At 45.7% G+C, this 12552-nt stretch carries 11 protein-coding genes; 3 read left to right on the top strand and 8 right to left on the bottom strand.

Annotated features, from left to right (window positions below; all coding sequences use genetic code 11):
- Nucleotides 1–20 precede the first annotated feature (20 nt).
- The 7 genes from aroB to pilM form a co-directional block, all read right to left on the bottom strand.
- Nucleotides 21–1121, bottom strand: coding sequence for a 3-dehydroquinate synthase (aroB, locus tag ACWPOD_RS22115; RefSeq protein ID WP_104971007.1), 1101 nt, complete (start codon nucleotides 1119–1121; stop codon nucleotides 21–23).
- A 32-nt stretch (nucleotides 1122–1153) separates the two neighbouring features.
- Complete coding sequence (gene aroK, locus ACWPOD_RS22110) at nucleotides 1154–1672, bottom strand: shikimate kinase AroK (RefSeq protein WP_005381319.1); 519 nt, start codon at nucleotides 1670–1672, stop codon at nucleotides 1154–1156.
- Between the two features lie 187 nt (nucleotides 1673–1859).
- Complete coding sequence (locus ACWPOD_RS22105; RefSeq protein WP_006742777.1) at nucleotides 1860–3608, bottom strand: type IV pilus secretin PilQ; 1749 nt, start codon at nucleotides 3606–3608, stop codon at nucleotides 1860–1862.
- A gap of 25 nt (nucleotides 3609–3633) precedes the next feature.
- Nucleotides 3634–4149 carry a pilus assembly protein PilP gene (locus ACWPOD_RS22100; protein ID WP_456232242.1) on the bottom strand — a complete coding sequence of 172 codons (516 nt, stop codon included), beginning with the start codon at nucleotides 4147–4149 and terminating at the stop codon, nucleotides 3634–3636.
- Nucleotides 4139–4732 (bottom strand): type IV pilus inner membrane component PilO, encoded by a 594-nt coding sequence (locus tag ACWPOD_RS22095; RefSeq protein ID WP_012841351.1) that lies wholly within the window; start codon nucleotides 4730–4732, stop codon nucleotides 4139–4141. Before ACWPOD_RS22095 ends, ACWPOD_RS22100 begins: the two co-directional genes overlap by 11 nt.
- Nucleotides 4725–5300 (bottom strand): PilN domain-containing protein, encoded by a 576-nt coding sequence (locus ACWPOD_RS22090; RefSeq protein WP_005395717.1) that lies wholly within the window; start codon nucleotides 5298–5300, stop codon nucleotides 4725–4727. The genes ACWPOD_RS22095 and ACWPOD_RS22090 overlap by 8 nt, the downstream gene beginning before the upstream one ends.
- A complete protein-coding gene (gene pilM, locus ACWPOD_RS22085) occupies nucleotides 5284–6300 on the bottom strand; it encodes a type IV pilus biogenesis protein PilM (protein WP_046874633.1) in 1017 nt (338 codons plus the stop codon). Before pilM ends, ACWPOD_RS22090 begins: the two co-directional genes overlap by 17 nt.
- A gap of 143 nt (nucleotides 6301–6443) precedes the next feature.
- Here pilM and ACWPOD_RS22080 point away from each other — a divergent pair, with 143 nt between their 5' ends.
- A complete protein-coding gene (locus ACWPOD_RS22080) occupies nucleotides 6444–9005 on the top strand; it encodes a penicillin-binding protein 1A (protein ID WP_104974736.1) in 2562 nt (853 codons plus the stop codon).
- Nucleotides 9006–9056: 51 nt separating this feature from the next.
- Here ACWPOD_RS22080 and oxyR read toward each other — a convergent pair whose 3' ends face one another.
- Nucleotides 9057–9968 carry a DNA-binding transcriptional regulator OxyR gene (oxyR, locus tag ACWPOD_RS22075; RefSeq protein ID WP_005395720.1) on the bottom strand — a complete coding sequence of 304 codons (912 nt, stop codon included), beginning with the start codon at nucleotides 9966–9968 and terminating at the stop codon, nucleotides 9057–9059.
- 170 nt (nucleotides 9969–10138) lie between these two features.
- Between oxyR and ACWPOD_RS22070 the strand changes: the two genes are divergently transcribed.
- Together ACWPOD_RS22070 and ACWPOD_RS22065 are read left to right on the top strand one after the other, a co-directional pair.
- Nucleotides 10139–10867, top strand: coding sequence for a redoxin family protein (locus ACWPOD_RS22070; protein WP_005395721.1), 729 nt, complete (start codon nucleotides 10139–10141; stop codon nucleotides 10865–10867).
- Between the two features lie 192 nt (nucleotides 10868–11059).
- Nucleotides 11060–12532, top strand: a complete 1473-nt coding sequence (locus tag ACWPOD_RS22065; protein ID WP_167426187.1) for a dihydrolipoyl dehydrogenase — start codon at nucleotides 11060–11062, stop codon at nucleotides 12530–12532.
- Nucleotides 12533–12552 lie beyond the last annotated feature (20 nt).

The following is a 12552-nucleotide window of genomic DNA, read 5'->3' as shown; positions in this document are numbered from 1 at the left end:
CCAAAGGCGCCATTACAAGGTTAAATATCGCGACCGAAGTCTATCGCCTGTTTGAGTACGTCTTGTGTCGTATCAGCAATGACCTCGGCACTACCAATGCCTGTAGGTAGAACTAATCTTAATTGACCAGAGAGGACTTTTTTATCTCGCATCATATGTTTGAGGAAGTCATCGAGGCTCATACTTTCTGGAGTATGAACAGGCAGTTTGGCACGACGTAAAATCGCAACAATACGCTCAAATTGCTCTGCTGAGATAAGACCGCGCAGATGCGAAGTTTTGGCCGCCATAACCGTGCCAGCAGAAACCGCTTCACCATGCAGCCAATTGCCGTAGCCAAGCTCAGCTTCAATCGCATGACCAAAGGTGTGACCTAAGTTGAGCAGAGCGCGGATGCCCGATTCTTTCTCATCCTGAGCCACCACTTCCGCTTTTATTTCACAGCAACGTGCAATGGCATAAGTTAGCGCTTCTTTATCCAACGCGTACAAGCGTTCAAGGTTTTCTTCCAACCATACAAAAAAGTCTGCATCGTAAATGATGCCGTACTTAATGACTTCTGCGATACCTGCTGCGAATTCACGCTCAGGCAACGTCGATAAACAGTTGGTATCAATGATCACGGCTTTAGGTTGGTAAAACGCACCTATCATGTTCTTACCCAACGGATGGTTAACCGCGGTTTTTCCCCCCACCGAAGAGTCCACTTGAGATAGCAATGTCGTTGGTATTTGAATAAAGTCGACCCCACGCTGGTAACAGGCAGAAGCAAAACCCACAAGGTCGCCAATAACGCCACCACCTAACGCGATGATCACAACATCACGAGCGTAATTCCCCTCGAGGAGGAAGTTCATCACTTGGTTAAACACATCCAAGTTTTTGTACTGTTCGCCGTCAGGCAATTCTAACAAGGATGCACTACAACCGAGCTGCTCGAGTTGCTTTAAAATTTTGTCAGCATACAAAGGCGCCACTGTGACATTACTGATCACAACAACTTTTTGTTTTGCATTTTTGTTTGAGAGAACTTGAGAGAGGTACGCCGGGTCCTCAAATAACCCGGCGCCAATAGAGATTGGGTAGCTACGCTCAGCTAGGTTGACCGTAATCCGTTCCATCGGTTTGCTCCAATTAAAAAAAAGATAAAAACTTATCTCTCTTCTAGCATTTTTACGATCTGGTTGGCTACCACTTTTGCACTCTGATCGTCAGTGCGAACAGTGTAATCCGCTACTTCTTCATACAGAGGATTACGTTCTTCAGCTAATTGCTCCAATACTTCGCGAGGGTTGTCCGTTTGAAGTAGAGGACGCTTCTTGTCACGGTTTGTGCGCGCAAGTTGCTTTTCAATCGTCGTTTCTAAGTAAACAACAACACCACGTGCCGAAAGACGATTACGGTTTTCTTTGCTCTTAACAGAGCCACCGCCAGTCGCAAGCACGATGCCTTGCTCTTGTGTTAGGTCTTCAAGTACCGCTTCTTCACGCTTGCGGAAGCCTTCTTCACCTTCTACATCAAAAACCCAAGAGATGTCTGCACCAGTGCGTTCTTCGATCACTGTATCGGAGTCAACAAACTCCATATGCAGTTGCTGTGCTAGATGTCTACCAATTGTACTTTTGCCGGCGCCCATTGGGCCAACAAGGAAAATATTACGTTTCTCAGCCATGTTTAGCAGTAATTTACAACATTGATTCAATAAGATCGCCACAAGAAAACACAGCTAAATCGCTGTTCTACAAGGCTTGTGGCACCAGTTCCTCACAGATAATTCGTGATAAGACCCGAAATTATCCAAGCATGGTGCCACTATTGCAACTTTATTTTTGATTTAATCAGTTTTTCACGAGGTAGAACTACTGAATCACCACCTTAGGGGTGACGAAAATTAACAGCTCACTTTTGCCAACATTTTCATAACTTCGACGGAAAAGCGCACCTAATAGTGGCAGATCGCCTAACAAAGGCACCTTGTCCACCGAGTTAGTAATGCTGTGCTGGAAAATACCACCAAGAACGACGGTTTCACCGTTATTTACTAACACTTGCGTCCCGATACGCTGAGTATCAATCGCAACGGCTTCACCAGTGCCTGTTTTCACGACTTGTCCAGGTCTATCTTGCGTAACGCTTAAGTCCAACACAAGACGGTTATCCGGTGTAATTTGTGGCGTCACCTTCAAACTCAATACTGCTTTTTTGAACGTTACCGTCGTAGCACCACTTGATGAGGACTCTAGATAAGGTATCTCGGTACCCTGCTCAATATAGGCAGGCTTCTTATTGGTAGTGATCAAACGTGGGCTTGAGATAATCTCAGCTTTGGACTCTTGTTGCAGCGCAGAAAGCTCGAGGTCTAACAAGGTGTCTGAGCCTAATTTTGCAACCTGAAAAGCAATGCTGGTCGCGTTTGGACTGGTTGCAGCTAAGTTTACGTTTAGGAAGTCATCGATACCTACTCCATCACCGTCACCACCGTCTTCTCCTTCACCACCACCGTTATATAAACCGATCGTGGCAAGGTTGTTTTCGATAGAGCCTCCAACCGTGTTATTGCCATTAATAGAGGTAAAGCCCCAGCGAATTCCCAACTCGTCCATGTTGCCTTCATTGATGGTCACAATACGCGCTTCAATTTGAACCTGCTTCACCGGGATATCCAAAGATTCAATAATTTCTCGAATCACTTCAATGTTTTCAGGTAGCTCACGAATCAATAACGAGTTAGTCCGCTCATCAATGGTCATACTGCCTCGCTCAGACAACATACTGATGTTCCCTTCTCCGTTGATCATCTCTGCAATATCTGATGCTTTAGCGAAGTTTACCTTGATGATTTCAGACGAAAGCTCTCCCATCGTTTGTTCTAGCTGCTGCTTTTCGAGTTGCTGTTTTTCGCGCAGATCAAGCTCATCTGTTGGAGCAACCAGAATCACGTTGCCATCAACACGCTTATCTAACCCCTTAACTTGCAAAATAATATCCAACACTTGCTGCCACGGAACACCATCAAGACGAAGTGTGAGGTTACCTTCTACGGAGTCTGAGACAACCAAGTTGAACTGGTTGTAGTCAGCAATCAGCTGTAACACGTTACGTACAGGAATATCTTGGAAGTTAATTGAAATGAGCTTGCCTTCTTTTTCTAGAATGCTTTTATCCGGGGCTTTCTCATTGGGTTTGATCTTAGCCACTTTGATTTCCAAGAATCGCCCCGTTAAACGGTAATCATGCGTATATTCTTCATTAATGTGCGCAACCAAGCGCGTAGTTGAGGTATCGCGAAACACCTCTACGCTTTCAACCACAGTCGAGAAATCTTTTACGTCTAGGAGATACAGTTGCTCGTCTTTTACCGAAGTATTAAGCAAATCGATACTTAACCCTTCCTGTACGCGTTTGACATCAACAATCGCGGCAGGTGACGCCAGTTCAACGACAATAACGGCGTCTTTATCTTTATTAGTGCGAAAATCGATACTCTTTAAGGCATTAGACGATACTTCTTCTGCTGCCACTAAAGGGGCTAAAAATACAAACAACCATAAGGAGAAGAGCCCAGTTAGTATCCTTGGTGTACGTGTTAATCCTTGTCTCATTTTCATTACTCAATATCAAAAATAAATGGGGCTATCTCAAAGCCAACTTAACTTTACGCTTCTGCCAACACCCTAAGCCGTCGGGCAACGTTTCATTAATTAACAAATAGGAATGGCTGACGTGGGTCACTTTGCCATTGTTGCGTCCGAGGTATTGCCCCGGCTTCACTTTATAAACGGTGCCGTTGGGTGCCTGAATGAGACCAGAAACCGTATTACCCATGCCCATAACTCCTTTCAAACGTAATTGGCTTAATGGGAATTTTTCTAATTTGCCAGTGCGCCTTCTTGAAGGTGGTTGCCAGCAATCTTTTCTTGCAACGGGCTGAGTGGCGATCGTGGCTTCTTTTGGTAACTCAAAGGGCGCTCGCTGTACTTCAGGTGCGTACGTGACGGCAACATACTTATCTGCAGGCTTAAGTTTCTCGACATCTCGACGCGCCTGACTCTCCACCCCTCGAATAAAATCCGTTAATGACTCATCATTCGCCTGACATCCAAGTAGCAGAGACCCCATCAGTACCAGTAACAAATGCTTACTTGTCATTGTTCGTCTCCTCTGGCTTAAACTGATAGGTATTGGCTCGTACCCTAAAGTGCAGAGTTTCACTTTCTTGGCTGACACGCTGCCAAGTCACATCTTTAAACGTGATGATTCGAGGTAGCGTTGCTATCGCCTGAGAAAAATGTCCGATGTCATGAAAATCTCCCGTTAACTCAATGTTTAAAGGAAGACGATAGAGGAAATGCTCTGATTGCTTCTCACCCCAGTCGATACGGGTAAAGGTCAACTTATTGTCGATACCGAGTTCATTCACCGAAGCGAGCATCGTAGCCAACTCTTTTTGCGCGGGCAGTTGTTGTAGTAATAACTCGTAACGCGTGGTGAGTTCATCCAATTGAGATTGAAGCTGAGGCAATGCAGCTACTTTGTTCGCTTTGATCTTCAGTGCTACCTTGAGCGTCTGCTCCTGCTGGACCAAGTTATTCAATTGCTCTTCTTTTGGCTTAAGGTAAAACCAATAGCCAAAACCTTGAATTAGGAAAATCAGCAGCGCGATAACCACAAGCTGAGGCAACAATGGCCACTCTGCCATTTCATCTATTTCGAGATCCTGCCAATCAACCATGCTGGGCCTCCGCTTTCTTCTCCGGCACTTTGAACATGAAAGACACTTTGAACGTTTGGAACTCTTTTCCAAAACGCGCTTTTCCGTGAACGATGGAGTGCATTTCTACATCATTCAACTTGGCCGAACGCTCCATGTTGTCCAGCATCGTGGCAAGTTTTGGAGTGCTATCAGAGATCCCCGAGATCTCAATTTCCAGATCATTCATTTTGATCTTGTCGACATATACACCTTCAGGAATGACGGCTGGCATCAAGTTCATAAACTCGGTCGTTTTGTTTCTACCGTTTTGTAACCCTTCAACCACTTTTAAACGTTCGAGGATTTTGCTGTGCTCTTGCTCGGCGATTTTCATTGCTTCAATACGCTGGTCGAGCTCAGCAATGTAGTGAGTAAGGTAATCAAGCCGCTCCTGCTGCTGATCTTGTTGGTACTCAAAAAACTTTCCAATACCCCATTGAATACCAATGGCGACCAACATGCCTAACGCGACCAAGCTAATGAAACGACGTCGGTGCTCTTCTCTTTGGTTCTCTCGCCAAGGAAGTAAATTAATGCGATAAAGCACGCGCACCTCCTAGCCAATGAATGCCACGAATCGCGAGTCCTGCGGCTGTAGAGAAATGCTGCCAATCCGCGGCACGACGTTTACGTTTGGACACCTTCATCTCAAATAGCCCTAGCGGGTTTAGCAATTCACACTCTAGTGACAGTTGCTGAGATAACTCTTCCGCGAGCATTGGTGTCGAAGCTCCTTCCCCTGATAACCAGATACCTTTGATATTTTGCGAGCCATTAATTGAGGTGTAGAGCTGCATCTGACGTTTCACCCGTTCCACGATTTGGCGATTAAACAGCTCTGTTTTCTCCTGAGCATCATCGGACATCAAATCATTTTGAACAGGGCTGTTTGCTCCGCGTGTGCCGCAAGCAAACTCTTTGTGAAACAGCTCACCTTGTTCGGTAAACATGGTAAAGGAGCTCGATGAGGTGCCAATATCGAGTAAGCAGTACTTATTTTTGTCAGGAAAGCGATCGGCGGTGAGCTTCCAGATATGACCAAGACTTTGTGAATGCACGTCCACTAAAACGGGTTTTAGTCCGGATTTTTGTAATGCATCCACGCGACTATCGACCACATCTTTTCTTGTCGCAAACACTTGATAGTTATCAGTCCCACGCAACCCATCTTCGGCACGAAGACGGACGAAGTCTAAACTCAGCTCTTCGACAGGGAATGGCGATTGATGAGAAAATGCCTGAATCACAGCAAACTCAACTTCGCTATCTTCAAGGTTTTGTTCTATTTGCAATTTTTTACTGATCACCGAATTATCAGGCACTGAAATTGCGACCTTTTTAGCACCAAAAGGCAGTTCTTTTTTAATCAGCTTTAGGGTCTTTACAATTTCTTGATGATTTATAGTGTTATTTTCAGCGACAATACCTTCCTTTAGTAATATTTCTTTGTAACCCAACAGAGCGTAATTGTTGCCTGTGGGTTTAAGTACTACGGCTTTGAGGCTGTTATGGCCTATATCGATGCCGGTAACGATTAGCTTATCCATCTCTTACTCTCGCTCCGAAATTTCTTCGTGCAAAGGTTGTTATTAGCACCCAAATAAGAGTTAATATCTCTATGTGCTAAATTTTTGACCTAAGAGTACAAGGGTTTGCCGTTACACAGCCTCAACCAATCAGGGATTCTCCGGTGAAGTTCATAAAGCGTTTATTATTTTTAACATTGATTTGCATAATTCTTGGAGTCACCACAATATTTGGCTTCTATCAGTACGTGAAGCCTGAATTGCCAGATGTTGCAACTCTAAAAGACGTTGAATTACAAACACCTATGCAGGTGTTTAGTCAAGACGGGAAGCTGATCGCACAGTTCGGTGAAAAGCGTCGTATTCCTGTTACTTATGATGAAATTCCTCAAGACTTAATTCATGCGCTAATCGCCACCGAAGATAGCCGTTTTTACGAACACCCAGGTATCGATCCTATCGGCATCACTCGTGCAGCCGTTGTAGTTGCGATCTCAGGTTCAGCCAAGCAGGGCGCAAGTACCATTACGCAACAGCTAGCGCGTAACTTCTTCTTATCTAATGAGAAGAAGATCATGCGTAAGATTAAAGAGATTTTCATTGCTATCCACATTGAGCAGCTTCTGAGTAAGCAAGAAATCATGGAACTTTATGTCAATAAAATCTTCCTTGGTTACCGCTCATATGGTTTTGGTGCGGCCGCTCAAGTTTACTTTGGTAAGAGCCTTGATGAATTGACGTTAAGCGAACTTGCGACACTCGCAGGGATGCCAAAAGCGCCATCAACGATGAACCCAATTTACTCTCTTGAGCGTGCGACAAAACGCCGTAACGTCGTGTTAATGCGAATGCTTGATGAAAAATACATCACGCAAGAACAGTATGACGAAGCACGCAACGAACCTATCGTGGCGCGTTACCACAGTGCTGAAATTGAACTTTCCGCTCCTTATGTGGCGGAACTAGCTCGTGCATGGGCCGTGAAAGAGTACGGTGAAGAAGAAGCCTATACCTCTGGCTTGAATATCTACATGACGGTGGACTCTAAACTGCAAGATGCCGCGAATACATCCGTGGTAAATAATCTGCTGTCATACGATGAACGTCACGGCTACCGCGGTGCGGAGAAAGTGCTTTGGAAAGAAGGTGAAACCGCTTGGAACAGCGAGCAAATAGAAAAGCACCTTAAGAAGCAGCCAACTTATGGTGACCTTTACCCTGCCGTCGTGACAAAAGTCGATGATAAAACTGCGCAAGTTTGGGTTAAAAACCATGAAGAGCAGACCATTCCTTGGACTGGAATGCATTGGGCACGTAAATACATCACCGAAAACCGCCAAGGTTCAACACCAAAATCAGCGCATGATGTGCTAGCGACGGGTCAACAAGTTTGGGTTCGCGAAGTGAGCGAAACCAATGAAGATGACAACACGACACAAAGCTGGAAACTGAGCCAAGTGCCAACAGCGAACACCGCGTTTGTCGCGATGAACCCGGAAAATGGTGCGATATTGTCGTTAGTAGGTGGCTTTAACTTTGTTCATAGTAAGTTTAACCGTGCCACTATGTCAGTGCGTCAGGTTGGCTCAAGTATCAAACCATTTATCTACTCAGCCGCAATTGACAAGGGACTTACCTTGGCCACTCTGATCAACGATGCGCCGATTAACAAATGGGACGCAGGTTCTGGTTCGGCTTGGCGACCTAAAAACTCACCACCAACCTATGGCGGTCCAACTCGCCTTCGCCTCGGCTTAGCTCAGTCAAAGAACGTGATGGCAGTGCGTACGCTGCGTGAAGTAGGCCTTGATGAAACTCGTCAGTACCTTACTCGTTTTGGTTTTGATATTAACCAAGTACCACGTTCAGAGACCATCGCGCTCGGTGCTGGTAGCTTAACACCAATGAAAGTGGCACAAGGCTACTCTGTATTTGCGAACGGAGGTTATTACGTCGAACCGTTCTACGTAGAACGCGTGGAAGATGCATTCGGTGAAGTGCTGTTTAAAGCGAATCCAAAGAGCGTTTGTCATAAGGATTGCCCACAAATGAGCGCTCAGCCAGACAATCGCTATGCCGATGAGTTTGGCGAACAAGACGTCGCGATTGATGGTTTGGCAACAGACAACGCACTGGAAAATGATGAACCTCAATATGCTCCACAAGTTATCTCTGAGCAAAACGCATTCTTGATGCGTGAGATGATGTACAGCAACATTTGGGGTGGTGGTAACTGGCGTGAAGGTACGGGGTGGAACGGTACTGGCTGGCGTGCACAAAAACTAGGGCGTCGTGATATCGGTGGTAAAACGGGTACAACGAATGACTCCAAAGATGCTTGGTACAACGGCTATGGTCCTGGTGTTGTTGCCATTGCTTGGGTTGGTTTTGATGATCACTCACGCGCCCTTGGTCGCACAACGGTTAATAGCAACCTAGGCAAAGGCCAAATTTCTGGTGCAGAATCGGGTGCGAAAACCGCAGAACCCGCTTGGATTGACTTTATGCGCGTTGCACTAGAAGAAACACCTGAGCAAGGTAAAAATATTCCAGATAACATCATTCGTGTTCGTATTGATCGCAACACTGGCATGCTAACGCACAAAGTAGACAGCACATCAATGTTCGAATACTTTGAAAAAGGCACTGAGCCTACCGAATACGCTGGAGACCGTTTGGAAGACAGTATTTATTCTTCCGGCTCTGGCGCAGAAGAGCTGTTCTAAATCACTAAAGCAAAAGGGAGAGCATTCGCTCTCCCTTTTTTATGTCGGCTTTTACGCCGCGGCGTTCAATGAAGGATAGGAAGCCAATACTTCTTTAATCTTCGCCGCCAAAGCTTCAAACCTTGCACGCAGTGGTGAGCCTGGGCGATATACAAGCACTATATTGCGCGAAGGCGTAGGGTTAACGGCTGGTACATAGCACACGCCATCTTTTTGCTTCTCATTAGGGATAGAAAGCTGAGGCAATAACGTAATCCCTGCACCAGCAGCGACCATATTCCGCAGTGTCTCCAAACTGGTTGCCTTAAAGCGTTCGTCGTCTTTCGCTCCGGCAGCAAAACAGAAACCTAACGCTTGATCACGCAGACAGTGACCGTCTCCTAGCGCTAAAACGGTTTTACCATTCAACTCCAACATATCAACATGGTCGAGAGAGGCCCACTCATGATCACATGGCACCGCAACGCTTAACGGCTCGTTATACACTTCGATTTCTTTAAAAGGTGCCGTTTCATCAACCGAAGCCAAGACCAAGCAGTCCAATTTACCTTCTTCTAATTGACGCACCAACTGATGTGTTTGAGCTTCGTGCAGGAACAGCTCCAGTTCAGGAAATGCTTCTTTTATCTGCGGCAGAATTTTGGGTAGTAGATACGGACCTACCGTCGGGATGAAACCGATATGCATAGGCCCAGTCATTGCTCCGCTCTGACCACTCGCCATATCTTTAAAAGTTTTCACTTCACTTAAGATACGCTTAGCTTGCTCCACCAACTGCAACCCTGAATCGGTAAACAAAACACGACGGCTGCTTCGCTCTAAAAGCGTGGTACCGAGTTCATCCTCTAGCTTACGAATTTGTCCACTCAATGTTGGTTGGCTAACAAAACATGCTTCTGCCGCTTTGCGAAAGTGCTTATGTTCCGCAAGTGCAACTAAGTACTCAAAATCTCGAATATTCATAACTCACAATTCGCTTCTTTTAACAATAGCTAATACCTATCAAAACCATAACACCAAACGATTAGAGCTATCAAAGGATTTTTACAATAATGGGCTCAACAGAACGAAACAGAGCAAAGAAAAACGCTAAGCTCTATACGCATAATTTAAAATAGTTAAAGGAAATCATTATGTTTGTATCTAAAGAAGGTCAACAAGTCCCTCAAGTTACTTTTCCAGTTCGTCAAGGTGACTCTTGGATGAATGTAACGACTGATGAGCTATTTAAAGGTAAGACCGTTATCGTATTTAGCTTACCGGGTGCATTTACTCCAACCTGTTCATCAAGCCATCTACCTCGTTACAACGAATTGTTCCCTGTATTTAAAGAGCACGGAGTGGATGAGATTATTTGTGTCTCAGTCAATGATACGTTCGTGATGAATGCATGGAAACAAGACCAAGAAGCAGAAAACATCACCTTCATTCCTGACGGTAATGGTGAGTTCACCGATGGCATGGGCATGTTAGTGGATAAAAACGACATCGGCTTTGGTAAACGCTCATGGCGTTACAGCATGCTAGTAAAAGATGGCGTAGTGGAAAAAATGTTCATTGAGCCAAACGAACCAGGCGACCCATTCAAGGTGTCAGACGCAGATACGATGCTGAACTACATAGCGCCTGACTACAAAACGCAAGAATCCATCACAGTGTTCACTAAACCAGGCTGCCCTTTCTGTATGAAAGCGAAACAAAACCTGATTGACCACGGTCTTCAATATGAAGAAGTGATTCTGGGTAAAGACGCAACGACAGTTAGTCTACGAGCTATATCTGGTCGCACGACTGTTCCACAAGTCTTTATCGGTGGCAAGCACATCGGCGGTAGCGAAGAGCTAGAAGCGTATCTAGGCTAAGCTGTCCATAGCCTACACCCTCGGTCTCCGGTGCCTTTGGCTCGGAGGCCAACCCTAACTCACTTCTTCTACTAGTCTAGATAAGTAGTCGTCTACCGATAAGGTGACTCCTTATACAGATTCAACGACCCAATTCACTCTCCAAGCTCAATGTAGCTAGCTTGGCTTAAAAACAAAAAGCGAGAGTTCACGATGAAACAAGTTAATGTCGACGTAGCGATTATTGGTGGTGGTACTGCTGGTCTTGGCGCTTATCGAGCAGCAAAAGCTCATACTAATAGCGTAGTAATGATTGAAGACGGCCCTTACGGAACAACCTGTGCTCGCGTCGGTTGCATGCCCTCTAAGCTGTTGATTGCGGCCGCAGAAAGTGCCCACCAAATCGAAAAAGCGCCTGGATTTGGGATCCATCCGCAAGGTGAAATACGCATTAACGGACAAGAAGTCATGGATCGTGTAAAACGCGAACGTGATCGTTTTGTTGGCTTTGTGCTTGAAAGCGTCGATGATATTCCCGCAGAAGACAAGTTATCAGGTTACGCGAAGTTTGCCGATGATCATACACTTATCATAGATGACCATACTCAGGTCACCGCAAAACGGATTGTGATCGCGACGGGCTCTCGTCCTGCCTATCCAGCAGCTTGGAATGAGTTGGGTGACCGTCTCGTAATTAATGATGATGTCTTTGATTGGGATGATTTGCCTGAGTCCGTTGCGGTATTTGGCCCCGGAGTGATCGGACTTGAACTCGGTCAAGCATTGCACCGCCTAGGGGTGAAAGTGAAGCTCTTTGGTCTTGGTGGTCAAGTTGGTCCACTGACAGATCCAGAGGTGATGTCTTACGCAGATAAAACTTTTAAAGAAGAGTTCTATCTTGATGCCGATGTAAAAGTAGAAAGCATGAAGCGCATACCATCATCGAATGCAGCAGGCGCTGACAAAGTTGAGATCCAATTCATTAACCACGACGGTGAATTAGAAACCTTTATTGTTGATTACGTTTTAGCAGCCACTGGACGACGTCCAAACGTAGATAAGCTGGCGATCGAGAACACCAATATTGCCCTCGATGAACGCGGTGTACCAACCGCAGATCACTACACATTGCAAACCTCCGTTGAGAGTATTTTTATTGCGGGTGATGCAAGTAACCAAGTTCCATTGCTGCACGAGGCCGCTGACCAAGGTCGCATTGCTGGTGATAATGCTGGTCGTTTCCCGAATATTCGTGCAGGTCTGCGTCGTTCGCCAATTTCAGCTGTATTCTCCGAGCCGCAAATAGCTATGGTCGGTGAAACTTTCAAACAACTGGAAACTCGCTTAGGAAGCTGTGGTTGTTTTGTTACTGGTGAAGTCTCGTTTGAGAATCAAGGACGTTCGCGTGTCATGCTACGAAACAAAGGGATGTTACATGTCTATGGCGAGCAAGGAACTGGACGCTTTTTAGGTGCAGAGATGATGGGGCCGAACGCAGAACACCTCGCGCATCTTTTGGCTTGGGCACACCAAAATAGAATGACGGTTTCTGAGATGCTAGATATGCCCTTCTATCATCCAGTGATCGAAGAGGGTGTCCGCACCGCTCTACGTGATTTGAATGCAAAACTACACTTAGGGCCAGAAATGGTGAAACATTGCCTTGACTGTGGGCCTGGTTGCTAACGCTTTCATGCTCAATCGAG

The organism is Vibrio sp. JZG120, from assembly GCF_053890955.1.
This window is presented reverse-complemented; position numbering and strand designations above follow the sequence as displayed.